Here is a 25990-nt window from a genome sequence, read left to right on the forward strand (position 1 = left end):
GGGCGGCGGGCGGCGGGCGGCGGGCGGCGGGCGGCGGGCGGCGGGCGGCGGGCGGCGGGCGGCGGGCGGATGGTGGCGGTGCGGTAGCAAGCCTCAGCAGGGGCCGTGACGGGCCGATTCGCACATCGTGACTCCTTACGGCCTGGAAGAAGTGCTGCACGACAGCGATCGCACCCGTGTTTCGCGCGTGCGCGTGGCGGGTGGCGAGCGGGTGGTTCGCAAGCAGCCGCTCGGGCCTGGTGCGGCTGACCGGCTGCGTAACGAGATCGCCATGCTTCGCCGTCTCGACGGTGTCCCCGGCACCCCGCGGCTGGCGGGCGAGCTGGACGAGCACTCCTTGACGCTGGTGGACGACACCGCGCGTACCCTCGCCGATGGTGACCTGCCGTGGGAGCCGGGCGCGCTGACGGATCTGGCCGTCCGCCTGGCCGGCGTGCTCGCCGGGATTCACCGGCGTGGCGTGGTGCACCGTGACGTGAGCCCGGCGAACCTGCTGATCGACGACGACGCCCGGCCCACGCTGATCGACTTCGAGCTGGCCGGGATCCCGGGCCGGGAGGCGGGCGAGGTACTGGCCGGCACCCTGCCCTACCTGTCGCCGGAGCAGACCGGGCGCACCGGCCGGCCGGTCGACCACCGCAGCGACCTGTACGCCCTCGGCGCCACCCTGTACGAGCTGGCCACCGGGGAGCCGCCGTTCGGCCGTGACCGGGAGCCGCTCAGCCTGATCCACGACCACCTCGCCCGTGTCCCGATGCCGCCGCACGAGGTGAATCCGGCCATCCCGGCCGCCCTGTCCGGGATCATCCTGCGGCTGCTGAGCAAGGAGCCGGACCAGCGTTACCAGAGTGACGAGGGCCTGATCCACGACCTCGTCCGATCGCGCGCCGTGGAGGGGGAGGCGTTCGAGCTGGGCGAGCACGACTTCCCGCTTCTTCTGGCGCCGCCCGCCCGGCTGATCGGCCGGGACGAGCCGCTGGCCGCGCTGCACACCCTGCTGGCCGAGGTGACCGCCGGGGGCAGCCGGTTCGCCTTGATCACCGGGCCCGCCGGGGTCGGCAAGACCGCCCTGGTGGACCGGCTGCGCCCGGCGCTGGCCGAGGCCGGTGGCCGGTTCGTGGCCGGCCGGTTCGACCAGTTCCACCAGGATGCGGTCGGCGGCGGGATCCGGCAGGCGTTCGGCCGGCTGGGCGAGCAGCTGCTGGCCGAACCGGAGGACGTGGTCGCCGGGCTGCGCGACCGGCTGCGTACCGTGCTCGGGCCGGACCGCGGCCTGATCGCCTCGATGATGCCCGCGTTCCGGCCGCTGCTGGGCGTGGAGCCGGAGGCGCCGTCCGGCGACGACCCGCGGGCGGTGTTCGCGCGGATGCGCGCGGCCGCGCTCACCCTGTTGCGGGCGGTGGCGAGCGCCGAGCGCCCGGTGGTGCTGTTCCTCGACGATCTGCAGTGGGCGGCCGGCCCGTCGTTGCCGTTCCTCGGCGACCTGCTCGACGCGGGCGAACTGCCGGGTCTGTTCGTGCTGGGCGCCTACCGGGCGGAGGGGGTCGGCGAGTCGCACCCGCTGACCGGGATCGCGGCGCGGGCGCACCGGATCGCGCTCTCCGACCTGGGCGGGGACGACCTGGCCGGGCTGATCGCCGGGATGTTGCGCCTGCCCGGCCCGGACGCGGCGCCGCTGGCCGCCGTGCTGTCCGAGCGGACCGGCGGGAACCCGTTCGACACCGTCGAACTGGTCAACGCGCTACGCCGGGAGGGTGTCCTCGTCCCGGATGGCGGCGGCTGGCGCTGGGATCCGGCGGAGGTGCGGGATTTCGTCGGTCACGGCGATGTGACCGCTCTGATCGGCGCCCGGATCGACGCGCTGCCGCCGCGGACCCGCGAGCTCGTCGACATGATGGCCTGCCTCGGCGACGCGTCGGAGGTGTCCGCGGCGTTGCAGCCGGCGGTCGACGACGGTCTGGTCGTGGTCGACGACGGCCGGGCGCGGTTCCGGCACGAACGGGTGCGCCAGGCGGCGTACGCTCGCCTTTCTCCGGACGACCGAGCCCGGCTCAGCCTGGCGCTCGCGCGCCGTCTCGCGCCGGCTCCGGCCGCCGCGCCGCTCTATCTGGCCGCGGCGGATCTGCTCACCGATCCGGCGGAACGGGCGTCGGTCGCCGCGCTGCTGCGCCGGGCCGCCACGTCGGCCCGGCTGGTCACCGACCACGCGGGGGCCGAGCTGCATCTCTCGGTCGCCTTGCGTCTCCTGGACAAGACCGATGAGGGGTACGCGGACACGCGCGCCGATCGTCATGCCGTGCTCTGCGCGCTGGCGCGATTCGAGGAGGCCGACCAGGTTTTCGCCGAGATCACCGCGGACGCGGACGACCCGGTGTGGCTGGTCCGCCCGGTGGCCGAGCAGGTCGGCGCGCTCACCAACCGCCGGATGCTCGGCGAAGCCCTGGCGCTCGGCATCGGCCTGCTCGCCCGGCTGGGCGTCGACGTGCCGGATCCGGCCGCGATGGGCCCACGGATCGGCGCCGGGTTGGCCGCCTTCCACGCCGGGCCGGCCGTCGCCGGCACCGTCCGGCCGGAGCTGACCGACCCGCGGCTGCTGGCCGTCGCCCACCTGATCAACCGGCTGGTCCCGACCGCGTTCTTCGCCGACCGGACGACGATGGCCTGGCTGGTGGTGGAGGCCGCCGAGCTGTGGTCGGCGCACGGCACCTGCGCGGCGCTGACCGGCGCCCTCGGCCACCTGGGCGTGATCACGATCGCCGGCGGCGGCGACCACCGGGCCGCCTACCAGGCCATGTGCCGAGTGCTGGCGGCCGGCGAGGAGTACGGCCACGAGCCGGAGACCTCGCAGGTGCGGTTCCTGCACGCGCTGGGCACCGTGCCCTGGTTCGAGCCGCTGGAGGCCGGCGTGCGGCTGGCGCGCGAGGCCCGCGACGGGCTGCTGCGCGGCGGTGACCTGCGTACCGCGCTCTACACGTACTTCGCCTCGGTTCCGCAGATGCTGGACTGCTCGGCCGACCTGAAGGCCTTCGACCGGGAGGCCCGGGCCGCGCTGGCGCTGGGCGAGCGGATCGGCGCCGGGCCGGACAGCTCCATGTTCGTCGTCGCGGCACGCCTGGTCGGCTCGCTGCGTGGCGAGACCACGTTCGACGACGCCTATCTGGACACGCTGGCCGGCAACGAACCGGCCATGGCGGGATACACGACCATGCGGGCGCTGGACGCGGCGATCTTCGGCGACGACGAGGCGCTGGTCCGGCACGGCGCCGCCGCGGTGGAGCTGGTGTCCGCCGTGCCCGGCACCTATCTGCACGTTCCGGCGCATCTGCTGGCCGCGCTCGGCGCCGGGGTGACCGCGCGTACCGCGACCGGCGCCGACCGGGAGCGGGCGCTGGCCGTACTGGATCGCAGTGTCGCGTTTCTGGCCGCCCGCGCCGCCGCGCAGCCGGGCAACTTCCGGCACCTGCACCGGTTCGCCGAGGCGACCCGGGCCGCGGCGCACGGCGACTTCGCGTCGGCGGCGGCCGCCTACGACGCCGCGATGGCCGACGCCGCCACCGCCGGGCGGTCCTGGCACGCGCCGCTGATCACCGAGCGGGCCGCGCTGTTCTACCTGGACGCCGGCCTGGAGCACGTGGGCGCCCGGCTGCTGGCCGAGGCGCTGCCCGGGTACGCCCGCTGGGGCGCCACCGGCAAGGTGCACGCCCTCAAGCGCACCCATCCGGCGCTCGGGTCGGCGGTCGCGGGTGGCTCCGGCACGCGGTCCGCCACGCTCGGCGGCGGCCCCAGCCTGAACCTGTCCACCGAGGTGATCGACCTGATGGCGGTTCTCGAGGCGGCGCGGGCGCTGAGCTCGGAGACGAGTCTCGACGCGCTGCGGGTACGGGTGCGGCAGGTGCTCGGCGCGATGACCGGGGCCACCGCCGTGCACGTGGTGCTGCGCGACGACTGCACCGGTGGATGGGTCATGCCCCGGGACGGCGATCGGCCGCCGATGGACGCGGACGAGGCGGCCCGGCTCGGCCTGCTGCCGCTGACCGCGATCCGGTACGCCGAACGCACCCGCGAACCGATGGTCGTCGACGACGTGACGCTGGACGACCGGGTGGGGCGGGACCCGTACCTCGCCGGGCTGGACCACTGCTCGCTGCTGGTGGTGCCGGTCATCGGGCAGGGGCAGCCGCGTGCCGTACTGGTGCTGGAGAACCGGCTGAGCCGTCGCGCCTTCTCGGCCGGCCGGCTCGACGCGGTCCTGCTGATCGCCGGGCAGCTCACCGTCTCGCTGGAGAACGCCCAGGTCTACGCGTCGCTGGAACGGGCCGTCGCCGAGCGCACCGAGGAACTGGCCGCGGCCAACCACCAGCTGGAACTGCTCACCGTCACGGACCCGCTGACCGGGCTGCCGAACCGGCGCAAGCTGACCCTGTTCCTGGAGGAGGCGTGGCAGCGGGCCGCCCGGTCCCGGGAACCGGTGGGCCTCGCCATGATCGACATCGACCACTTCAAGAAGTACAACGACCACTACGGCCACCAGGGCGGCGACGGCGCACTCAAGCTGGTCGCGGAGGCGCTGCTCAGCTCGGCGCGCACGACCGATCTGGTGGCCCGCTACGGCGGTGAGGAGTTCTGCATCGTGATGCCCGGCGCGTCCCTGGAGAACGCGATGATCGTGGCCGAACGGGCCTGCCGGGCCGTGTCCGGCCTGGCGGTGCCGCACGCGCTCGCCGACGGCGGCGTGATCACCGTCAGCGTGGGCGTCACCTCCGGCTCACCCGCCGACGACGACCAGCCCGAACACCTGATCAAATTCGCCGACGAGGCCCTGTACGAGGCCAAGCGCACCGGGCGCGACCGGGTGGTGGCCGGATGAACAACCGCCCCCGCCGTTTGATGTTCGGCACCCTGATCGGGTCGCTCGCCCTGCTGTCCGGGCTCGCCCTGGTGGACAGTCAGCGGCACGCCCGCATCGTCGAGGACATCGCCCACGCCGGCGACCAGGTGTCGGCATACCAGGAGGCCGTGTACCTGGCGGCGCGGGAGATGTCGCTGCTCCGGGCGACCGCCGCCGACCCACGGAGCCCGGAGCGGTTCCAGGTGCTCGGCTTGGACACCGAGGCCTACCGGGCGACGCTGCGGATCGCCGAGCTCAACCCGGAGGTGACGACCGTCGTCCAGCGGCAGATCCACCTGCGCCAGGCGATCATCTGGTTTCTGACGATGCTGGACCAGGGCAAGGTCGCCGAGGCACGGGAGACGCTGGAGACCGCGATCGCCCCCACCTACCGGCGCAACGCCGCCAAGCTGCTCGAACTGCGAAACCGCTACCAGAAGGAGTACGACGAGCGGGTGGCCGCCGCCCGCCACGACTCCCGGCGGCTGCTGGTCGCCGGCATCTTCACGTTCGTGCTGAGCCTGATCGTGCTCGCGCTGTTCGTCTGGACCACCCGCGCGCACCGCCGCCAGGTGGAGACGATGGCCACGACCGACATGCTCACCGGGCTGCCGAACCGGGTCGCGTTCACCGAGCACCTCCAGCGGGCGCTGTCCGCCGCCCGCCCCGACCGTACGGCGCCCGGCGTCACCGTGCTGACCGTCAACATCAACGGCTTCCGGCACGTCAACGACCAGCTCGGCCCGCACGTCGGCGACCGGCTGCTGGCCGAGGCGGGCCGGCGCCTGTCCACCGTGGTCCGTGACACCGACATGGTGGCCCGGACCGGCGGCGACGAGTTCGCGATCATGCTGCGCGACCTGGACCCGACCCGGGCCGAGGACGTGGCGGCCCGGCTGCGGGAGGCGTTCGACGAGCCGTTCCGGCTCGACGACGTCACCGTGGATCTGGAGATCAGCATCGGCGCGGCCACGGCGGCCGACGGCGATGACGTGAGCACCCTGCTCGGCAACGCCGACAGCGCCCTGCACGACGCGAAGGAGCAGCACGACGGGTTCCGCCGGTTCACCGGGCAGTCCGGACAGGACAGCACGGACCGGCTCACCCTGCTCGGCGACCTGCGGCGGGCGCTGACCGACACGTCCCAGTTCACCCTCCACTACCAGCCCAAGATCGGCCTCGGCGGGACCGGCGGCGTGATCGGCGTCGAGGCGCTGGCCCGCTGGCACCACCCGGAACGCGGCCCGGTCCCGCCCGGCCAGTTCGTGCCGGTGCTGGAGACCACCAGCCTGATCCACCCGTTCACCGAACGGGTTCTCACCATCGCCCTCCAGCAGGCCCGGCAGTGGCTGGACGACGGCCTGCGCATCCCGGTCGCCGTCAACCTGTCCACCCGCAGCCTGCTCGACGAGTCCTTCCCGGACCGGCTGGCCGCGCTGCTGGCGTCCACCGGGGTGCCCGGTGAGCTGCTGGGCATCGAGATCACCGAACACACGGTCATGTCCGATCCCAGCACCACGATCGAGGCACTGAACCGGGTGCGCGCTCTCGGGGTCAGAACCTCGATCGACGATTTCGGTACGGGCTACTCGTCGATGACGTACCTCAAGCTGTTGCCGGTCGACGAGCTGAAGATCGACCGCTCGTTCGTGGCCGACATGGTCACCGACCCGAGCAGTCGTGCTCTGGTCGCCTCGTCGGTCGACCTGGCCCACAACCTGGGTCTCACGGTCGTCGCCGAGGGTGTGGAGGACGCCGCCACCGCGGACGCGCTGGCCGCCCTGGGCTGCGACATCGCCCAGGGCTACCACTTCGCCCGGCCGCTGCCGGCGGCCGACCTCTTCCAGACCCAGCGCGGCTGACGGGTTCTCGCCGGCCGCGCCCGGCCGGGTCAGGGCTTGCGGGCGACCGCGCCGAACTCGTCGACCTCGCGCAGGTCCTCGCCGGCCGCGCCGGCGGCCGGACGCCACTTCGAGCACGGCACCAGGCCCGGCTCCAGCACCTCGAGGCCCTCGAGGAAGCGGCTGATCTGGTCGGGGTGGCGCAGATGGTACGACAGGGGGGCGTTCGCGTTCCACACCCCGATCGCCTCCTCGAACGCCGGGCCGTCGATCACGTTCGTGCCGTCGGCGGTGAGGAGGTAGCTGCCCGCCGGCAGCTCCGCGAGCAGGCGCCGGACGATCGACACGGCCTGATCGAGATCGGGCACGTGACCGAGGATGTTCATGAGGATGAGACAGACCGGCTCGTCGAAGTTCAGCGTGCCCCGCGCCGCCTCGATGATCTCGGCGGGCTTGTGCAGGTCGGCGTCGATGTAGTCGGTCTTCCCCTCGGGCGTGCTGGTCAGCAGCGCCCGCGCGTGCACCAGCACCAGCGGGTCGTTGTCGACGTAGACGATCCGCGCCCCGGCGGCCGCGGCCTGCGCCACCTGGTGCGTGTTCTCCGCGGTCGGCATGCCGGTGCCGATGTCCAGGAACTGGCGGATGCCCCGTTTCTGGACAAGGAAGGTGACCGCCCGCTTCAGGAACGCCCGCGAGTGCCGCGCCACCACGGTGATGTCCGGGTACAGGTTCGCGAAGTCGTCACCGACCGCCCGGTCGACCGGGAAGTTGTCCTTGCCGCCGAGCCAGTAGTTCCACACCCGGGCCGAGTGCGGCACGCTCGTGTCGAGCTTGGCCGCGTCACTGTCGGTCATGGCGGGAAGCATACGCCCTAATCCTTTACGGTCCACAGCGGACGGACACCGCTACCGCTGCGGACGGCTGCGGGACATCACCGCCAGCAGGACGGCCACCGCCACGGCGCCGGCCGCCGCGCCCAGGTACTGCGCTCCGCCGTACCCCGCCCCCGCGCCGATCATCGACAGGAAGACCGCCACCGCTACCGCCCCGCCCACGTGGCTCGCCGACTCGAACAGCGCCGACGCCACACCCCGGTCGGCGGGTGCCGCGTCCACGACCGCCTCCCTGGTCAGCGCCACGTAGATCGGTCCGCCGCAGAGACCCCACACGGCCAGGCACACGATGATCGCCGGTACCGGGCCGTCGGCGAACGAGGCGGCCGCCGCCAGGGCGGCCGAACACAGCAGCAGCGCGGTCGCGGCCACCGTGCGCGTTCCGTACCGTCGCAGAAGCGCACTCGCCGGAACCGCGCTGATCAGCGCGCCCACCAGCATCGGCGCGAGAGCCAGCCCGGCCTGCGCGGCCGACAGGCCGTGCCGTCGCTGCAACACCAGGCTGCCGACGACGACCACCGCCGAATAGGCCGCCGAATGCGCGGCGAACGCCAGAGCGCACGCCCGCAGCCGCCGCGATCGCGCCACCGCCGGCTTGATCAGCGGATCGGCGGCCCGCCGTTCCCACCATGCGAGCGCCGCGAGCATCAGCAGCCCGGCGACCACCGGCAGGACGGCGCCGGCGGCGAGCCCACGATCCCCGGCCCGGCCGGCTCCGTGAATGACCGCCACCAGCCCACCGGTGACCAGAACGGCCCCGACCACATCCGGACGGCCACGCTCTTTCGTCCCACCATCCGGTCGGCCTCGCGCCGCCACCACACCGTCCGGTCGGCCCCGCGCCGCCACCACACCGTCCAGCCGGAGCGGGTCCTCCGCCTCAAGACCGTCCGCTCGCCGCCGCGGCTCCTCCGCCTCAACGCCGTCCGCTCGCCGCCGCGCCTCCGTCGGAGGGTCCGGTGGGAGCACCCGCAGCGCCACCACGGCCGCCGTCGCGGCGACCGGCACGACGATCAGAAACAGCCATCGCCAGCCGAGCAGGGAGGTGATGATCCCGCCGCCGACCGCTCCGGCGACACCGGCCGTGTTCGCCGCGGAGGCCACCACCGAGAACACCCGGCTACGCCAGGGCTCCTCCGGAAACAGCGTTCCCGCCGAGGCCAGCGCCGCCGGGATCGCGAACGCGGCGCCCACCCCCTGCATCGCCCGCCCGGCCAGCAGCGCCGCCACGCCCGGCGCCACACCGGACAGCAGCAGTCCACCGGCGGTCAACCCCAAACTCGCCACCATCGTCCGGCGGCGCCCCCAGATGTCACAGACCCGCCCGCCGAGCACCAGAAACCCGCCGATGCTGAGCGAGTAGAGCGTCACCACCCACTGCAACCGCCCCGGTGCGAGCCCGAACTCGTCACCGATGGCGGGCAGCGCCGTCGCCACCGCCAGACTGTCGAACAGCACGAGAAACATCGCCCCGGCGAGCACCAGCGCCGTACTCCACTGCCGACTCACCGGCGTGACCGCCGCTTCGCCCCGAACATCCACCTTGCGCTGGGTGCCCACCAGCCCCAGATGAAAACCGATTTCGTACGCCGACCCGAGCCCGATTCTCCACAGTGGTGACCAGGCCGACCGACGGGGTGATCAGTTTCGGAGGCCTCACCACAGGGTCATCACCCGGATTGACCGACGGCCTCGCCAATGGCGGCGCTCGCCGACGAGCCGACCCCGGGGCGCCAAGGTCATTGCCGCCCGGACGGTTCGGCTAAGTCTCGTAGGTGGAGCGGTCACCGGCCCGGACGAGACCGCTCTGATACGCCAGGACGACCAGCTGAACCCGGTCACGCACACCAAGCTTGGTCATCGCGTTGTTGATGTGTGTCTTGGCGGTGAATGGCGAGACGTGAAGGCGCGCGGCGATGTCGTCATTGGATAGTCCACCGGCAACCAGACCGACGATCTCGGTTTCCCGGGGGGTGAGTCCGTTGAGGATGTTGGACGGTGGCGTAGCGCTTGGTGGTGGGGTTTGCAGGAAGCGTGAGATGAGTATGCGGGTCGCCACGGGCGAGAGCAGCGATTCGCCGCGGGCGACCTGCCGGATGCCGTCGAGCAGGTGGGCGGGTTCGACTCCCTTGCTGAGAAAGCCGCTGGCGCCGACGCGTAGCGCATGCAGAACGTTCTCGTCGATCTCGAAGGTGGTCAGGATGAGAACCCTGGTGTGAGCGAGGTCGGCGTCACCGGTGATGCGGCGGGTGGCTTCGATGCCGTCCATCTGCGGCATGCGGATGTCCATCAGTACGACATCGGGCCGCGTCGCGCGAACCATCTCGACCGCTTCGTCCCCGGTGGCGGCCTGACCGACGACCTCCAGGTCGGGGGCCGACTCGATGAGGACTTGGAAACCGGCGAGGATGAGTTTCTGGTCATCGGCCAGCAGTACGCGAACGACTGTCACGTCATGGTCCTTGTCGAGGGCGTCGGCAGGGTGGCCCGCAACCTGAAGACGCCCTTGCCGTCATTACCGAAGGTGACGGTACCTCCGACGGCTGCGGCACGCTCGCGGACGCCGAGCACGCCGTGGCCGGACCCGGGCGCAGGCGTCGACGGGTGCGGAGCCTCCGGATTGTCGACGCAGATGTGCACGTCCTGCTTCGTGTAGGCGATGCGCAAGTGCGCGATGCCTCCGGCGCCGTGTTTCTGGGCGTTCGTCAATGCCTCTTGCACGATGCGGAACGCAGCGTGGTCCACTGCCGCCGGCAACTCTTCGGCGGAACCTTCTTGCACGTGTTCGACGCGGAGGCCGCCGGCGGCCACGCTCGTCAGGAGCGAATCCAGTCGGCTCAGGCCCGGCGGGGGTGCTTCGGCGGTGTCGGTGGTGTCGTGGGGAGCGCGCAGCACGTTGAGAACCGTGGCGAGTTCCTCCAGCACGCTCCGGCCGGCGTGGCGTACGGCGGTCAACGACTCCTGGGCCTGCTCAGGCTTCGTGGTGAGAACATGCGATGCAACGCCGGCTTGGACGTTGATGACGGCGATGTGGTGTGCCACCACGTCGTGCAGTTCGCGGGCGATGCGTAGCCGTTCCTCGGCGACCCGTCGGCGTGCCTCCTCCTCGCGGGTGTGCTCGGCGCGGCGCGCACGTTCGAGGACGGCCTGCAAGTACGCCCGCCGCGTCTGGGCGGCATCACCGAGAGCGGCCGCCATGCCACCCCACGCTAGAGCGGTGACCGTCTCTGGTTGCTGCCACGGGGATCCACCGACGAGAACCGCGGCGAGATAGACGACTGCTACTGCGACCGCGACGCTCGGCCAGGCTACGTGCCTGCGTTCCCTCGAGGTGACGGTGTACGCGCACACCAGGGCGGCTGCCGCGAACTGAGGAAGCACGTCCGTGGCGGCCATGGTGGCGGCCGCCGCCAGCGTAGCGACGGCCAGGCTGGACAGCGGCGCCAGCCGCCGGGCGGCGATGACGGCCGCGGCCGCCGCCGCGGACGCGTATGCCGCGGCGGGCAGCGCGTGGCTCTCGGGGTCGTCGCCTTCGACCGCCGTCGCGCCCAGGACCAAAGCCAAGATCATGACGCCGAGGACGGCATCGGCGACCTGCGGGTGGCGAAGCGCCCCGACCCGCACGCGCTCGCCCAGCCGCTCCCACCGTGACATGGCAGCCACCGTACCGAAGGAGGCAGGAGGCAACCATGGTCTTCAGGTACTAGTCCCGACGTCGCCTGATGCCGTGGGTGTAGGCGCCGTCTACTGCCGCACGCCGATGCGGATCAGCCGTTGCAGCCGCCACAGTGTGCCAGCTCGATCAACGCAACGTGAGGTCCGAGGGGGCATCTGATGGAAAGCGGCGCAGTCGATACCACCGCCAGCCGTAGCCGGGCATCCGTGGCGATACGTGCTGAGAACGTCTGGAAGGTCTACGGCAGTGGGGAAGCCGAGGTCACCGCGCTGCGTGGGGTGGACCTGGAGCTCGCCCGTGGGGAGTTCACCGCGATCATGGGCCCCTCCGGGTCCGGCAAGTCGACGCTCATGCACTGCCTAGCCGGGCTCGATGTGGTCACCCGCGGCGAAATCGTCCTCGGCAGAACCACGGTGACCGGCCTACGTGACAAGGGGCTGACACGGCTTCGCCGCGATCACATCGGCTTCATCTTCCAGCAGTTCAACCTGGTGCCGACGCTCACCGCCGAGGAGAACATCCGGCTGCCGATGACCATTGCCGGACGTAAGCCGGAGCCGGCCTGGATGGCGGAGGTGATCGCCACGGTCGGCTTGCGCGAGCGACTCCGGCACCGCCCGCATCAACTCTCCGGTGGCCAGCAGCAGCGGGTGGCGTGTGCCCGGGCGCTGGTGCCCAGACCGGAGGTCATCTTCGCCGACGAACCCACCGGCAACCTGGACTCCCGCGCGGGTGCCGAGGTGCTGCGGCTTCTGCGGAAGTCTGCGCGCGAACTGGGTCAGACCATCGTGATGGTCACGCACGACCCCGTCGCCGCGGCCTACGCCGACCGCGTCGTCTTCCTGGCCGACGGCTCCATCGTCACCGAGCTCCGTGAACCGTCGGCAGAGGCCGTGCTGGACACCATGAAGCTCCTCGATGCGGTCGAGGGCTGAGACGATGCTTCGCGCCACGCTCAAGAACCTGCTGTTCCGCAAGCTGCGGCTGCTGCTGTCCGGGCTCGCTGTCGTGCTCGGTGTCACCTTCGTGTCCGGATCCTTCGTGTTGACCGACACGCTCGGCCGATCCTTCGACGACCTCTACGCACTGCAGTACCGCACAGTCGACGTGCAGATACGGCCGGCGCCTCCGAAGTCCACCACCGAGGACGATGACGAGATCCGCACCGGGGTGCCGGCTGACCTGGTCACCCGGGTACGCAGCATGTCCGGCGTCGCGGCCGCCACCGGCGTCATCTCCGTCGACGGCGCGCGGGTGATCGGTTCCAACGGCAAGGTGGTCACCACGAACGGGCCGTCCCGGCTGGGCTCCAACTGGATCGGCGAGAACGACCTCGTCCGCCTACGGGCCGGCCGGGCGCCCGCCGACGGTGACGAGGTAGTGCTCAACGCGGCGTTGCTCGACGCCGCCGGCGTCGAGGTCGGCGACCGGGTCGGCATCCTGACGATGCAGCCCAAGCGAACCTTCACCGTTGTCGGTGTCATGGAGTACGCCGGTGGCCGAGACAGTCTCGGCGGAAATCTGGAGGTCTCGTTCCACGAGTCGGTCGCGGCGCGGCTGATGCTCGGGCGCGACGAGGTCTACTCCGCCGTCGACGTCGAACCTGCCGCGGGCTTCGCTCCAGGTGCTGTGCGGGACGACGTTCGCGCTGCCCTCGGAAGCGAGTTCCGGGTACAGACCGGTGCGGAGTTGCAGGCCACCGCGCGCAAGGACGCGCAGAGCGACCTGCAACTGTTCAACGGCATCCTGCTCGCCTTCGCCGCCGTGTCGCTGCTCGTCGGCATCTTCCTGATCCTCAACACGTTTTCGATCCTCGTCGCACAGCGAACCAGGGAGCTGGCCCTGCTACGTGCACTCGGCGGTAGCCGGGGACAGGTCATCGGCTCGGTCGTCCTGGAAGCGATCGTGATCGGCGTGACCGCGGCGGCTGTCGGCCTGGGGCTCGGCGTCGGCGCGGGGACGTTGCTGGCCTGGCTCTTCAGTACGCGGGGCGGCACTGGACTGGAGCTCGCCGGAGTCGGCGTTCCGTCGGCCGCACCGATCGCGGCGTTCGGGGTCGGTGTGCTGGTGAGCATGGTCGCCGCCGTTTCGCCGGCGCTACGGGCCTCGCGCATCCCGGTCATCGCGGCATTGCAGGAAGCGGCCACGCCTGACCGGTCGTTGGCGAAGATCACCGTTGCCGGCACCGCTGTCGCCGCACTCGGCGCGACGATCCTCGCCGTCGGCTACAGCCGTGACGGACAGCCGTGGTTCGCGGGTGCCGGTGCGGTCGCCGCGTTCATCGGCCTGCTCCTGCTTACCCCGGCACTGGCCCGGCCCGCCGTTTCCAGGATCGGACGGGTCTTCTCCTTCGGTGCAGCGGGACAGCTCGGGCGGCTCAACTCCGCCCGCGACCCCCGCCGCACAGCGATCACCGCCACAACGCTGATGGTGGGCATCGCACTGATCACCGGAATGAACACCGTGCTCGCGTCGATCAACGCCAGTGTCCGTGACCGCGTCACCGACACGATGATGGCTGACCTGATCGTGGCCGGCGATACATCGCTGGCGGACGATCCCCCGACCTTCGACCCGGCGGTCCTCGAACGGATCAGGTCTCTGCCGGGGGTCGCGGCGGTCGCCGGGACCTACCAGAGCCAGGCGCAGATCGAGGGAAACCCGGCTTCCATCGCGGTCGTCACCGACATCCCGGCCCTCGCTCACATGCGTTCGATCAAGACGACGGAGGGAACACTGGCGGATCTCGGCACTGACAGGGTCGCCGTCGACGAGAGGACAGCGCGGGAGCGCTCACTGCACGCCGGTTCCATCGTCACGGTCAAACTCGCCTACGGCGACGCCCGCCACCTGACCGTCGCCGCCGTCTACACCGGTGGCGAGGGCGTCGCACCATGGCTCATGCCGAAGTCGGTGGTGAAAGACCTCGCCGTACCGCAATTGTCCGGCGTGGATCTGACCGTGACCGGCGTGGTGCCGTTCGAGGATGTCCGGCGTGACGTCGAGACACTGCTGCGTGATAGCCCCGAAATCACGGTCACCGACAGGGACGGCTACATCAAGCGACAGACCAGCCAGTACGATCTCGTCGTCACCATGTCGCAGATTCTGCTGGCTCTGGCCGTACTGATCGCCGTCCTCGGCGTCATCAACACCTTGGCGCTGTCGGTGCTGGAGCGCACCAGAGAGCTCGGCCTCCTCCGAGTGATCGGCCTCTCCCGAGGCCAGACGATGAGGATGGTCACCGTCGAGGCAGTGATCATCTCGGTCTTCGGGGCGATGCTCGGTACCGTCTCCGGCACCGGACTCGGCGCGGCTGCTGTCCGGACACTCGAGGCGAGCGGCATCACCACCGTCGCTGTGCCCTGGTCGCGGATCACCCTCTATCTGTCGCTCGGTGCCGCGGCCGGCGTCATCGCCGCGGTGCTGCCCGCGGCCCGGGCCGCGCGGACGAATGCGCTGGATGCCATCTCGTACGAATAGGGCTCATCAGCCTCCGACCGGTGGGTCAGCGGATACGCCGGCGCTGTGGCCATCGCCGCCTGGAACTGTCGGAAGTAGGAATCCGACCGCCGAACGCGCCTGTGGCGCTGTGAGACCGGCCAGGTTCCGATCCACCCGAACGATGTCGAGGCCCCTGTGCCGCGTCTACGGCGCCGACGGGGACCTACCGCGATGTTTCCGCAGGTAGATCTGGGCGGCGTTCGACGTCGTGAAGGCGGGGCGCGCTTCACGAACTGGCATCCGGCGGAACCTTCATGCGGGCCGGGCGGCGGCCGATACCTAGCGGCGCCTGACACTTCCGCCTCGCGACCGCTTGGGGTTCCGCCGCATGTCCGTTCTCACCCGTCCCGCCGTTCTCCTCGCCGGCGCCGCCGTGGCCGCGAGCCTGCTCGTCGCGCCCGCCGCCTATGCGGCCGACATCACCACCGAACTCACCGCGGCCGAGATGAAGGCCGCCATGGAGACGGTGGCGACGGCGAGCGACTCGGCCGCCGCCGAGGGCTGGAAGACTGCCATGGAATACAGCTTCTCGCTGTCCGGCACCGTAATTGGGGGTACCGACACGATCACCGCGGACCGTACGCACGGGCTTCTTTCCGTCGTCTACTCGATGGGCGATTCCGGCACGGCGACTCTCTTTCTGGACGAGGGCGCGGGCGTCTACGAGTCGATCGACGACCCGCGGCGGCAGGCGGCGCTCAAGATGATGGGCCGCACCTCGGTGAAGTACACCTTCGTCGCCGACAAGACGATCAATCTGGACGACAGCGCTCCCGACCCGAGTGACGTGACCCTTGACTACGCGGTGGCGGGCACGAAGACGGCGCACGACGACGGTTCAGCCGACTACGCCCTCACCGATGCCGACGGCGTGGCGTTCACTTTGCACGTGAATGCTGACTCGGTGCTGACCGGCACCGACGCCACGATTTCCGACACCGACGGCACCATCGCGATGTCGCTGGACTACTCGTATGGTCCCCAGTCGGTGACCCTGCCGACGGCCGGCCAGACGGTCAGCTACCAGACGCTGGCGACCGGAGTCGCGTACCTCGACATGCCGGCCACCGTGCAGCGTGCCGCCAAGCTCGGCGCCGCCGACACCCGCAAGGCCGCCAAGGGCCGCAAGGTGAAGGTCTCCACCTTGCGCAAGGTGGTTCGTGCCGACGTGTCGTCAGTCAACAGCGGTACCGGCGTCAACATGGTCAAGATGAAGAACGTGACGAATGGCGTCAATGTGTACGCCGTCAACCCGTGGACGAAGAAGACCGTCAAGTACTCGGTCAAGGCGTCCGGCAAGAAGGTCGTCGTCAAGAAGCGCTAACCCATGTCGATCTCGTAGGCGCTGTCGCTGACCTCCGGGTCGGGGTGGGCCCGGAGCGCGAGCAGCAGGTCGCGCCACGGCCGCCCCCACCCGAAGGTCGCGCCGATCCGGGCCAGCGACAGCGCGAGGAGACCACCCGGCAGGTCGCCGCGGGCGGTGAGGCCGCTGATCAACGGCGCCAGAACGTCCGCGTCGATCAGCTCCGGCAACTGGCGCAGCCGCGCTCCCACCCGCTGGGCGACATCCACGGCGACCACCGGACGTCCCGCGCACCGATCGGCGATCTCATCCAGGTTGTCGAGCCGCCCCAGCTCCACCAGCGTGGCCAGGGCGAGCCGCAGATAGCCGGGCCGCCCGGCGAGCCGCCGGATCTCCGGGATCAACTCGGCACGTCCCACACCCGAACTCCGCCGGGCAGCACCCCGCACGATCAACTCGATACGCCGCCGGGCCGGCCGATCCGGCCGCGTCGCCTCGCTGCCGGCGGCCTTCCCCACGACAACACGGTCAAACCCGCCACCGGCGGCATCCCTTGCGGCAACGCGACCAGAGCCGCCGCCAGCGACATCCCCCGCCGCACCGCGACCAGAGCCGCCACCAGCAGCATCCCCCACCGCACCGCGACCAGAACCGCCACCAGCAGCATCCCCCACCGCACCGCGACCAAAGCCGCCACCAGCGGTATCCCCCGCGGTGACGGGACCAAGCCCGCCCAGGGCGTCTCCCGCGGTGACGCGATCGAACCCGCCCACAGCGGCCTGCCCCGCAGCGACGCGACCAGGCTCGCCCTCGGCGGCGTCCAAGGCGGCGAGGCGGTCGAACGCGCCGTCGAGCCAACCCGCACCGGCGTGGGCCATCAGCCGGGCGGCCTCGTCGCCGTCGAGGGGCTCATCGAGGTCGGTGATCCGGTCCACCAGCATCTCCGTGAGGTCGCCGGACCAGGGCGCCCAGCGCGGCAGTTCCCGGTAGGCGGCGCGGCGGATCTCCCGATCGGAGGCGTGGCACGCCGCGACGATCAGGGCCGCGTAGCGGGGCCGGTGCTCCACCGGCACCCGGGCCGGGACGGCGGCGAGAACGGCCTCGTGTTCCTCCCGGCTGCCACCGGCCGCCGCCTCGATGATCGTCCAGCTCTCCTCGACGTCGAGATGCCGGCGGGCGGTGGACACGATCGCGGCGCGCACGTCCCGGTGCTGGCCGTCCAGCCGGTACGCCTCCAGCAGCGTCCCCATCGCCCCCGGCGGCCCGTAACGGCCGAGCAGCCGGACCGCCTCCTTGCGGCTGGTGACCTTGGCCGGACCGGTCAGCACCGTGTTCAGGAGCCCGGGCAGCCGCGACGGCGGAATGTGCCCGACCGCCCGCGCCGCCGCGTACAGGGCGACCCGGGCCCGCTCCCCACCGGCGTGGGCGAGCAGGTCGGGCAGGGCCAGGTCGGGCCGGTCCGTCCAGATCAGCGCGCCGAGGGCCGCCTCGGCCAGCACCACGTCGGGCGAGTCGAGGTGGCGACGGACCAGTTCCCGGCCCACCTCCGGCACCGGCGCGGCGGCCCGCAGCGCCCGCGCCCGCTCCCGTGCCGGCACGCCGGGAGTGTCCACGACCCGTTCCATCAGGTCCACGAACCGTTGCTGCTGTCGGGGCAGCCAGCGTTCCGGGTACGGCACGCCGTCCGGAACCCAGGCGGGCTTCATCGCGTCGAGCACCGTGTCCAGCAGGTCGGTCCGGTTGGCGCAGACGGTTTCCCACACGATCGGGAGCCGCGCCGTCTCCGGGTCGATGGCGAGCACCTCGCCGACCCGTTCCGCTCGGGTACGCCGGTCGTCCAGCCAGTGTTCGGCCGCCTCATGGGTGTCGGCGATCGCCGTACGCAGCATGTATTGAAGGTCTTGAAGGTCGTGTGCCCGATCGCCGAGCGCGGCGGTGAGCGCGAACAGCGGCCGGTGCGAACCGCGCGCCGAGGCCGCCGCGACGAACGGCCGCAGCCGGGCGAACACCATCACCTCCTGGCCGTGGCGCAACAGGTCGAGGCGATGCAGCGACGGCACCGGCCAGACGGTGGAGGTCCGTTCGATGGTCGCGACCGCCCATTCCACCAGCTCCGGCTCGTCGAAGTGGTGGTGCAGGACGCCGGCGGCCAGCCGGCCGAGCGCGCTGATGCCGGCGGGCGAGGCGTCCCGGGCCTCGATCGCGCCGGCGGCGATCGCGGAGAGATCGTCCACGGCGGCCGGGCCGAGCAGGCGGGCCGCGCCGGCGAAGGCGGTGAGCGCGGCGGTCCGGACCGGGTCGTGTTCGTTGCGCAGCCACCGCAGCCGGGCGGTCACCTCGGCCACCGTCCGCGGATCACGGGTACGCAGGGCGGCGGCGACCAGCAGCGCGTACCCGCGGGCCCGGACGTTCGCGTCGCCGGCTCGGATCGCGCTCTCCAGGGCGGTCGAGGCGGCCGGGAAGTCCAGGAAGGAACTCCAGGTCAGCACCTGCGCCTCGTCGTCGCGGATCACCGGCAGGGCAAGAATCCGCCGGGCCTCGCGGATCCGGATCGCGGCGGGCAGGACCTCCATCTCACGCACCGTCGGAACGCGCTTTCCGGTGTCCACATCGGCCAGCGCGGCGTCGTACACCGCGCCCCGGCGACCCGGTGGCAGCGCGGCGAGCAGATCCGGCAGCGAACGGTCCCGGATCAATCGGGCGAACCGCGCGAGCCGCTCGTCCGGCAGGGCGGCGAGCCGCCGCAGCAGCGACGGCCTCAGCGGCGTGCGGAGCAGCCAGGCCCGGCGGCCGGGCGCGCTGAGCAGTGCGGTCACCCTCTCCGGGTCGATCAGAGCCAATCGGGCGTACGCGTGACGCGCGCTCGGCAGTGAATCCTCCGGCCCGTACCGTTCCAGCAGGTCCAGCGCGACTCGCGGGTCGCCGTCGAGGATCGGCTGGGCCGCCTCGTACCAGATCCAGGTGCGGTGGGCCGGTTCGGCGGCGGCCAGCCGTTCCCGGAACCGCTCCTGGACCGGGACGGGGTGTCTGCGGGCCAGCGCGGCCATGTTGACCAGGTGTTCCAGGGTGGGCAACAGTTCCCGTACCGTGTCCGGGCCGCAGGCGGGCAGCACCGCGGCGGCCTCCCGCGGCCCGTGATGGGTCAGCACGTCGCGGATCAGCCGGTCGGCGAGGTCCGGCCGGCGCAGCCGTCGCACCCTGCGGTAGAGCCGTCGCCGGTCGACGGCCGTCAGATCCGCGATCCGCCCGGCGAGCGCCCCGGCACGCAGCGCGGCGTCGAGGGCCACCGCCCGCAGCGCGGGCACCGGATCACCGGCGAACTCGGCGATCGCCGCCACGTCCCGGCTCGACATCGCGGCGATCAGCGCGAGATGCCGCTCATACCGCCCACCCGAGCGCAGATCAGCGCAGACCGCCGCCCGGTCCGGTGCGATCTTGGCCCACGCGGCGACATGACGCAGCCGTTTCCGGTAGGGCAGCGGTTCAAGGACGGCGAGCAGTTCCCGGGTCGCCTCGATCATGAGCAGCATTCTGCTCCCCATCACCCGTCCCCGCCCGCCCAGCCTCGACCAGCCGGCTCCGACCGCTGCCTCCCGAAAGCCAACCGCACCCAACCGGTTGACCCCCAACACCGTTTCACCCCACCGAAACAAACCCCACAACCAACCGCACTTGGCCGGCTGGCCGTGAGCGCTGTCCCCGGAGAAGTTGGGGCAGCGTTGCGGGCCAGGCGAAATGCTCGGGAGGCCGGGCCGCGGACGGTGCGGCCCGGCCTCCCGGGAAGGGGTTCAGACGGTGACGCGGTCGCGGATGGCCTGGCCCACCTCGGTGCGCAAAGCCGCGAACTCCGATGAGCCGCGGAGTTCGTCAGCGGTGACGCCGGTACGCGGGAGCCCGATCCGCAGGTCGAGCGCGATCTGCCCGGGCCGGGGTGTGAGGACCACGACCCGGCTGCCGAGGAAGACCGCCTCGTCGACGCTGTGGGTGACGAAGACGCTGGTCCGGCCGGTTTCGGTGCTGACCTGCCGCAGGTCGTCCTGGAGCTTCTCGCGGGTGAGGGCGTCCAGCGCGGCGAACGGCTCGTCGAGCAGTAGCAGGGGGTTCTCGACGGCGAGGGCGCGGGCGATCGCCACCCGCTGCTGCTGGCCGCCGGAGATCTGCCAGGTGCGGCGGCGGGCCACGTCGTGCAGGCCGACCCGGGCGAGGAGTTCGCCGACCTGGTCGGGGCCGGCGGGCAGGCCGGCGTATTCGAGGGCCAGCGCCACGTTCCCGCCGACGGTCTTCCACGGGAACAGCCGGGGCTGCTGGAAGACCAGGCCGGCGCCGCGCCCGGGGACCGGCGCCTGGCCGGCGGTGCGGACGGTGCCGACCGTGGGCTGTTCGAAGCCGGCGATCAGGCGCAGCAGGGTCGACTTGCCGCACCCGGACGCTCCGACGAGGACCAGGAACTCCCCCGCCGGCACGGTCAGGTCGAGCGGCCCGACGGCGGTGACGTCCCCGTAGGCGTGGGAGACGCCGTCCAGGACGATCGCGTCAGCCGAGGACACCGGGCAGTCCCTTGACGTAGATCGCCTTCTGGACGTCGGCGAGCGCCGGCACGGCGTCGATCTTCTGCTGGGACTTGAGGAACTCGGCGGCGTCGACCAGGTTGTCGGCGAGCTTGCCGGGGTTGCCCTCGGTGCCCAGCCATTCCGGCGACGACAGTTCGGCCGGTTCGAGGAAGACGCCCTGCGACAGTTGGGCCTTGGCCTCGTCGGCGGACAGGTTGAGTTCGGCGCCGACCGCCTTGGCCGCGGTGCCGGGGTCGGTGCCGATGAGGTCGAGGGCCTGCGCCTCGACCTTGCGCCAGGCGTCGACGGCTTCCGGGTGGGCGGTGGCGAAGGCGGTGGAGACGACGCCGAGGTCGAGGGTGGGCTTGCCGCCGGCGGCGAGTTCCCGGCTGGTGATCAGGACCTTGCCGGTCTTCTTGAGTTCGTCGAGCGACGGCAGCCAGCTGTAGGCGGCGTCCAGGTCGCCGCGGGTCCAGGCGGCCAGGATGTCCTGCGGCTCCAGGTCCACGATGGTCAGTTCGGTCTCCTTGACGCCGGCTTTGTCGAGCGCGGCGAGCAGGCTGTAGTGGGCGGTCGACGCGAACGGCGTGGCGACCTTCTTGCCGCGCAGCGACGCGATGTCGGTGACGCCGCTGTCGTTGCGCGCGACGAGCGCCTCGTTGTCGCCGGCCACGTCGAGGACGAAGGCGACCTGGTACGGAATGTTCAGCGGCGCCGACAGACCCCGGGCGACCGGGCTGGAGCCGATCGCCGCGATGTCGACGCTTCCCGCGACGAAGGCGGTGTTGATGCTGGCGCCGGAGTCGAACTTGGTCCAGGTGATCTTGTAGTCGGGCAGCGCCTTCTCCAGCAGTCCCTGGTTCTTGACGATCAGGTCGCCGGACGGGAACGCCTGGTAGGCGAGGCGGATGGTCTTGCGGTCCGGGTCGGCGCCACCACTGGCGGCGCCGTCGCCGCAGGCGGCGAGGAACAGGACGGAGACGAGGGCGAGGAGTTTCTTCACGGGGTCGTCCTTTATCGGTCAGGCGCGTCCGCGCCAGGGGATGAGCTTGTTCTCAGCGGTGCGCAGCACGGAGTCGATGAGCAGGCCGGAGAGGCCGATGGCGAAGAGGCCGAGGACGACCACGTCGGTCTGGGAGTAGCGCTGGGCGTCGCGGATCATGCCGCCGATGCCGGGTACGCCGTTGATCGTCTCGGCGGCGACCACCGACGAGTAGGCGACGCCGACGGCGAGCCGGACGCCGGTGAAGATCTCCGGCAGGGCGCTGGGCAGCACCACGTCGCGGGTGGTCTGCCAGCGGCCGGCGCCGAGCGCGCGGGCCGCCTCGACGAGGCCGGTGGGCGCGCCGTGGACGGCGGCGGCGGTGGCCACGGCGACCGGGGGCAGCGCGGCGATCGACAGCAGCCACAGTTTCGGGGTCTCGTCGATGCCGAACCAGATGATGAACAGGCTGAAGTAGGCGAGCGGCGGCAGCGCCCGGATGAACGTGACGACCGGTTCGGTGACCACGCGCAGCCAGCCGATGGTGCCCATCAGCACGCCGAGGACGAGGCCGCCGACGATGCCGATGGCCGATCCGACGACGATCCGGCGGAGGCTGACGCCGAGGTGCTCGATGAGCAGGTGGCCGCTGTATCCGCGTACCCCGTCGTGGGTGGTCGAGGTGGTGATGAGCTGATCCCAGACCGCGGAGGGTGGGGGGATGAAGGTGGGGTTGCGCATGATCCGCGCGGTGGTCTCCCACAGCAGGTAGAGCGCGAGCAGCGCGAGGAACCGCAGCGCGAGGCGGCGGCGGAGGCCGCCGCCGGGCGCGAGCGCCGCGGTGGGCGCGGCCGGCGGCGCGGGTGCGACGAGGGTGGTCACGGTTTCTCCTGGCAGAGGTACGCGGTAATGCCGACTATTCCTATCGCGTAGATGGACTTTCCGGCAATAGCCGTAACGATGTGTTTAAACATATATAGCCAGTAGGCATTGTGGGCTTACTGAGCGGCTGCCTAGCGTTTCGGCATGACCCTGCTGATCCCGCAGCGGCCGAAGGAGGCCGACGGCGAACTCGTCGTCGTGCCGGCCCGCCATCCGTGGAGATGGGCCGGCGCCGCCCTGGTGCTGGTGCTGCTCGCCCAGTTCGTCCACGGCCTGGCCACCAACCCCGGCTGGGACTGGCCGACCTTCTTCGGGTACTTCCTGGAGGAGTCGGTCGTCGAGGCGCTGCTGCTCACCGTCGAGCTGACCCTCGCCGGCGCGGTCCTCGGCTTCCTCGGCGGCATCCCGCTGGCCGCGATGCGCCTGTCACCCAACCCGGTGCTGTCCGCGGTGAGCTGGACCTTCATCTGGGTGTTCCGGTCCGTGCCGCTGCTGGTGCAGCTGCTGTTCTGGGCGAACCTCGGCTACCTGTACGAGACGTTGCAGGTCGGCGTCCCGTTCGGGCCGGGGTGGTCGTTCCCGACGGTCAACCTGATCAGCTCGTTCGGGGCGGCGCTGCTCGGTCTGGCGCTGCACGAGGCGGCCTACGCCGGTGAGGTGATCCGGGCCGGGTTGCTCTCGGTCGACCAGGGTCAGCACGAGGCGGCGGCCGCGCTGGGCATCCCGAAGTGGCGGCAGTTCAGGCGGATCGTGCTGCCGCAGGCCATGCGCGCCATCCTGCCGAACGCCGCGAACCTGCTGATCAGCCTGCTGAAGAGCACGTCCATGGTCTACATCCTGGCGATCGGCGAACTCTTCTACCAGGTCCAGGTGATCTACGGGCGCAACGGCCGGGTGGTGCCGTTGCTGATGGTCGCCACCGTCTGGTACGTGATCCTCACCGCGCTGCTGTCGATCCTCCAGTACTACACCGAACGGCACTTCGCCCGCGGCGCGCTGCGCACCCTGCCGCCCACCCCGTTCCAGCGACTCAAGGCGGCTCTGCGGAGATGATCGAACTCACCGGTGTGCACAAGTCCTTCGGGTCCGTCGAGGTGCTGCGCGGCATCGACCTCACGGCGCGGGCCGGCACGGTCACCGTGATCCTCGGCCCGTCCGGTTCCGGCAAGTCGACCCTGCTGCGCTGCATCAACCATCTGGAGAAGGTGGACCGCGGCACGGTCCGGGTGGACGGTGAGCTGATCGGCTACCGCCAGACCGGGGACCGCCTGCACGAGCTCGGCGAGCGGCAGATCCTCAGGCAGCGGGCCGGGATCGGCTTCGTCTTCCAGAACTTCAACCTCTTCCCGCACCTGACCGCCCTGCAGAACGTCGCCGAGGCGCAGATCTCGGCGCTCGGCCGGTACAAGGGCGTCGCCAACGAGCGCGCGCACGAACTGCTGGGCCTGGTGGGGCTCGGCGACCGGGCCGGCGCCTACCCGCGGCAGCTCTCCGGCGGGCAGCAGCAGCGGGTCGCCATCGCCCGGGCGCTGGCCCTGGACCCGAAGCTGATCCTGTTCGACGAGCCGACCTCGGCGCTGGACCCGGAACTCGTCGGCGAGGTCCTCGACGTGCTGCACGCGCTGGCCCGGGCCGGCACCACGATGATCGTGGTGACGCATGAGATCGGGTTCGCCCGGGAGGCCGCCGACACGGTCGTCTTCATGGACTCCGGCCGGATCGTCGAGCAGGGGCCGCCGCACGAGGTGCTGGACAACCCCCGCCATGAACGGACTCGCGCCTTCCTCTCCAAGGTCCTCGTCTGACGTGTTCCAAGAATCGGGAGCTTTCATGCGTACAAAATGGATGGTCGTGTCCGCGGTCCTGGCCTTGAGCCTCACCGCCTGCGCCGCGCCCGAGGAGAAGCCGGTGGCCGCGGCGGCGGCAGCCGCGCCCGCGCTGAACACCGGGCCGGAGCAGAACCGGATCGTCCCGGCCAAGGACGAGGCGGCCGCCGCGCTGCTGCCCCCGGACGTCAAGGCGTCCGGCAAGCTGGTGATCGGCGTCGGCGCGGCCGGATCGGGCTTTCCGCCGCTCGCCTTCGCGGCCACCGACAACAAGACGCTGATCGGCAACGAGCCGGACATCGCGGTGGCCATCGCCGGCACGCTGGGCCTGGAGCCGGTGCTGGAGAACACCTCGTGGGAGAACCTGTTCATCGGCCTGGACAGCGGGAAGTACCAGCTCGGCGCGTCGAACATCACGGTCACCGAGGAGCGCAAGCTCAAGTACGACTTCGTCACCTACCGGCTGGACAACCTGGCCTGGCTGGCCAAGAAGGGCTCCGGCCTGACCATCACCAAGCCGGCCGACATCGCCGGCAAGAAGGTGTCGGTCAGCTCCGGAACCAACCAGGAGAAGATCCTGGTGGAGTGGGCCGACGAGGTGAAGAAGGCCGGGCTGGCGCCGGTCGACATCAAGTACTTCCAGACCAACCAGGCCGTCTACCTGGCCCTCGGCTCCGGCCAGATCGACGTGCACCTCGGCCCCAGCCCGTCGGCGGCCTACCACGTGTCGACCACCGGGCAGACCGAGATCGTCGGCACCTACTCGGGCGCCGGCAAGGACCTCCAGGGGCTGATCGCGCTCACCACCAAGAAGGACAACGGGCTGATCAAGGCGTACGCCGCGGCGGTCGACAAGCTGATCGCCTCCGGTGACTACGCCAAGATCCTCCAGCGCTGGAACCTGGCCAACGAGGCCGTGCAGAAGGCCGAGGTCAACCCGCCGGGCCTGCCGATCGAGGGCAAGTGACGCACCCGCTCGACGACCCCGCCTGGAACTCGCTGCACGGCGCGCACGCGCGGTTCGCGGTCGTGCACGGGCGGGCGGCCCGGTACGACCACGAGGTGGCCCCGTTCCACGCCCTGTCCGACCCGGCCGACCCGAAGGCGTGGGACGACCTGGCGGAACTGGTCCCGCTCGGTGAGGCGGTCGTGATCCCCGGGGCGGGCGGGACGGCCCGTCCCGGCTGGGAGACGGACACCAGGATCGGCGGCGTCCAGCTGGTCGCCACGACGCTGCGGTCCGAGCCAGCGCCCGGGGCGGTGCCGCTCGGCGCCGCCGACGTACCGGAGATGCTGGACCTGGTCGAGCGCACCCAGCCGGGCCCGTTCCGGAAGCGGACCGTGGAACTCGGCACGTACCTGGGGCTGCGCTCCGCGGACGGGCGGCTGATCGCGATGGCCGGGGAGCGCCTGCACCCGCGGGGGTGGACCGAGATCAGCGCGGTCTGCACCGATCCGGGGTTCCGGAAACGGGGGCTGGCCACCCGGCTGGTGCGGGCGGTCGCGGCGGGGATCCGGGAGCGTGGCGAGATCCCGTTCCTGCACACGTCGGCGCGCAACGAGACCGCCATCCGGCTCTACCAGGGCATCGGCTTCGAACTGCGCAAACACACTGATTTCACACAGTACCGGCGCACCCGCTGAC

At 71.4% G+C, this 25990-nt stretch carries 17 protein-coding genes; 9 read left to right on the forward strand and 8 right to left on the reverse strand.

The genetic code is table 11. The features are described from left to right. The first annotated feature begins 271 nt into the window (after nt 1-271). Both J5X75_RS40350 and J5X75_RS40355 read left to right on the forward strand, forming a co-directional pair. The gene (locus tag J5X75_RS40350; RefSeq protein ID WP_208473004.1) at nt 272-4867 is read left to right on the forward strand and encodes a diguanylate cyclase; all 4596 of its coding nucleotides are present in this window, start codon (nt 272-274) and stop codon (nt 4865-4867) included. Continuing rightward, entirely contained in the window at nt 4864-6750 is a 1887-nt protein-coding gene (locus J5X75_RS40355) for a putative bifunctional diguanylate cyclase/phosphodiesterase (protein WP_208473005.1), read from the forward strand. The genes J5X75_RS40350 and J5X75_RS40355 overlap by 4 nt, the downstream gene beginning before the upstream one ends. A gap of 29 nt (nt 6751-6779) precedes the next feature. On the opposite strand, the gene J5X75_RS40360 is transcribed toward J5X75_RS40355, so the two are convergent. The 4 genes from J5X75_RS40360 to J5X75_RS40375 all read right to left on the reverse strand — a co-directional run bounded on the left by J5X75_RS40360 (nt 6780) and on the right by J5X75_RS40375 (nt 11276). After that, the gene (locus tag J5X75_RS40360) at nt 6780-7583 is read right to left on the reverse strand and encodes an SAM-dependent methyltransferase (protein ID WP_208473006.1); all 804 of its coding nucleotides are present in this window, start codon (nt 7581-7583) and stop codon (nt 6780-6782) included. A gap of 51 nt (nt 7584-7634) precedes the next feature. Continuing rightward, a complete protein-coding gene (locus tag J5X75_RS40365) occupies nt 7635-9131 on the reverse strand; it encodes an MFS transporter (protein ID WP_208473007.1) in 1497 nt (498 codons plus the stop codon). Nucleotides 9132-9384: 253 nt separating this feature from the next. Beyond that, complete coding sequence (locus J5X75_RS40370; RefSeq protein WP_208473008.1) at nt 9385-10074, reverse strand: response regulator transcription factor; 690 nt, start codon at nt 10072-10074, stop codon at nt 9385-9387. Further along, the gene (locus J5X75_RS40375) at nt 10071-11276 is read right to left on the reverse strand and encodes a sensor histidine kinase (RefSeq protein WP_208473009.1); all 1206 of its coding nucleotides are present in this window, start codon (nt 11274-11276) and stop codon (nt 10071-10073) included. The genes J5X75_RS40370 and J5X75_RS40375 overlap by 4 nt, the downstream gene beginning before the upstream one ends. A 180-nt stretch (nt 11277-11456) precedes the next feature. Here J5X75_RS40375 and J5X75_RS40380 point away from each other — a divergent pair, with 180 nt between their 5' ends. The 3 genes from J5X75_RS40380 (at nt 11457) to J5X75_RS40390 (ending at nt 16126) form a co-directional block, all read left to right on the forward strand. Continuing rightward, nucleotides 11457-12233, forward strand: a complete 777-nt coding sequence (locus J5X75_RS40380; protein ID WP_208473010.1) for an ABC transporter ATP-binding protein — start codon at nt 11457-11459, stop codon at nt 12231-12233. Nucleotides 12234-12237: 4 nt separating this feature from the next. Next, nucleotides 12238-14781 (forward strand): ABC transporter permease, encoded by a 2544-nt coding sequence (locus J5X75_RS40385; RefSeq protein ID WP_208473049.1) that lies wholly within the window; start codon nt 12238-12240, stop codon nt 14779-14781. A 349-nt stretch (nt 14782-15130) separates the two neighbouring features. Next, on the forward strand, nt 15131-16126 hold the full coding sequence (locus J5X75_RS40390; RefSeq protein ID WP_208473011.1) for a hypothetical protein: 996 nt from the start codon (nt 15131-15133) through the stop codon (nt 16124-16126). Here J5X75_RS40390 and J5X75_RS40395 read toward each other — a convergent pair. The 4 genes from J5X75_RS40395 to J5X75_RS45115 form a co-directional block, all read right to left on the reverse strand. Beyond that, nucleotides 16123-19626 carry a thioesterase domain-containing protein gene (locus J5X75_RS40395; protein WP_208473012.1) on the reverse strand — a complete coding sequence of 1168 codons (3504 nt, stop codon included), beginning with the start codon at nt 19624-19626 and terminating at the stop codon, nt 16123-16125. The two genes, J5X75_RS40390 and J5X75_RS40395, sit on opposite strands and share 4 nt — an antisense overlap. A gap of 267 nt (nt 19627-19893) precedes the next feature. Then, on the reverse strand, nt 19894-20652 hold the full coding sequence (locus tag J5X75_RS40400) for an ABC transporter ATP-binding protein (RefSeq protein ID WP_208473013.1): 759 nt from the start codon (nt 20650-20652) through the stop codon (nt 19894-19896). After that, nucleotides 20639-21658 (reverse strand): taurine ABC transporter substrate-binding protein, encoded by a 1020-nt coding sequence (locus J5X75_RS40405; protein WP_208473014.1) that lies wholly within the window; start codon nt 21656-21658, stop codon nt 20639-20641. The genes J5X75_RS40400 and J5X75_RS40405 overlap by 14 nt, the downstream gene beginning before the upstream one ends. Before the next feature lie 18 nt (nt 21659-21676). Continuing rightward, nucleotides 21677-22519 (reverse strand): ABC transporter permease, encoded by an 843-nt coding sequence (locus tag J5X75_RS45115; RefSeq protein ID WP_208473015.1) that lies wholly within the window; start codon nt 22517-22519, stop codon nt 21677-21679. A gap of 144 nt (nt 22520-22663) precedes the next feature. Here J5X75_RS45115 and J5X75_RS40415 point away from each other — a divergent pair, with 144 nt between their 5' ends. From J5X75_RS40415 to J5X75_RS40430, 4 genes are read left to right on the forward strand one after another with little or no spacing between them, the layout of a single operon-like run. Next, nucleotides 22664-23572: an amino acid ABC transporter permease gene (locus tag J5X75_RS40415; RefSeq protein ID WP_208473016.1), complete on the forward strand. Its 909-nt coding sequence runs from the start codon at nt 22664-22666 to the stop codon at nt 23570-23572. Further along, entirely contained in the window at nt 23569-24324 is a 756-nt protein-coding gene (locus J5X75_RS40420) for an amino acid ABC transporter ATP-binding protein (protein ID WP_208473017.1), read from the forward strand. Before J5X75_RS40415 ends, J5X75_RS40420 begins: the two co-directional genes overlap by 4 nt. 25 nt (nt 24325-24349) lie before the next feature. Then, nucleotides 24350-25312 carry an ABC transporter substrate-binding protein gene (locus J5X75_RS40425; RefSeq protein ID WP_208473018.1) on the forward strand — a complete coding sequence of 321 codons (963 nt, stop codon included), beginning with the start codon at nt 24350-24352 and terminating at the stop codon, nt 25310-25312. After that, complete coding sequence (locus J5X75_RS40430; RefSeq protein WP_208473019.1) at nt 25309-25989, forward strand: GNAT family N-acetyltransferase; 681 nt, start codon at nt 25309-25311, stop codon at nt 25987-25989. The genes J5X75_RS40425 and J5X75_RS40430 overlap by 4 nt, the downstream gene beginning before the upstream one ends. Nucleotide 25990 lies beyond the last annotated feature (1 nt).

Origin of the sequence: Actinoplanes flavus, from assembly GCF_017592555.1 — a bacterium.
GTDB classification, from domain to species: domain Bacteria; phylum Actinomycetota; class Actinomycetes; order Mycobacteriales; family Micromonosporaceae; genus Actinoplanes; species Actinoplanes flavus.